This window comes from Bacillus sp. AF62 (assembly GCF_050312695.1).
Classification (GTDB): domain Bacteria; phylum Bacillota; class Bacilli; order Bacillales; family Bacillaceae_G; genus Bacillus_A; species Bacillus_A cereus.
The window spans coordinates 1-386 of record NZ_JBNPJZ010000148.1 but is presented as its reverse complement, the minus strand read 5'-3'; the positions used below and the strand labels follow the sequence as shown (position 1 = coordinate 386).

The following is a 386-nucleotide window of genomic DNA, read 5'->3' as shown; positions in this document are numbered from 1 at the left end:
CGCTTCTCATATAAGTCTTCTATATCTGTTTTCAAGTTGTATTGTTGGATTTGAAGTGCCATAATTTTTTCTATTGCGCTAAACTGCACGTCACGAATATTTGTTTTGTATTCACGTTTCGATGCCGTTTGAAAAGCTGATGCTGTAACAGCGTTATATGCACTTCCTGACCCATTTTTAACCTGAAGTGTTGTATATCCATCAATGTTACCGTTACGCAAGGTTACTGTTTGGAATCGAAGGTCTGTTTCAGCGTTTGGCGTTGCAACTATATCAAGCATATTTTTACCTTTTAAGTTGAATACAATGGAAGACTGACTGTCCATCCATACGGATTTAGATCCACCTTTTAATGTTATTCCACCAGCAGAGTCTACCCAAAATGC

The 386-nt window shown here is 37.8% G+C and carries 1 protein-coding gene; it reads right to left on the bottom strand.

Annotation, left to right across the window (positions count from 1 at the left end):
• A partial coding sequence (locus ACQRBL_RS30595) for a tail fiber domain-containing protein (protein WP_427736247.1) occupies positions 1 to 386 on the bottom strand: 386 nt, incomplete at both ends.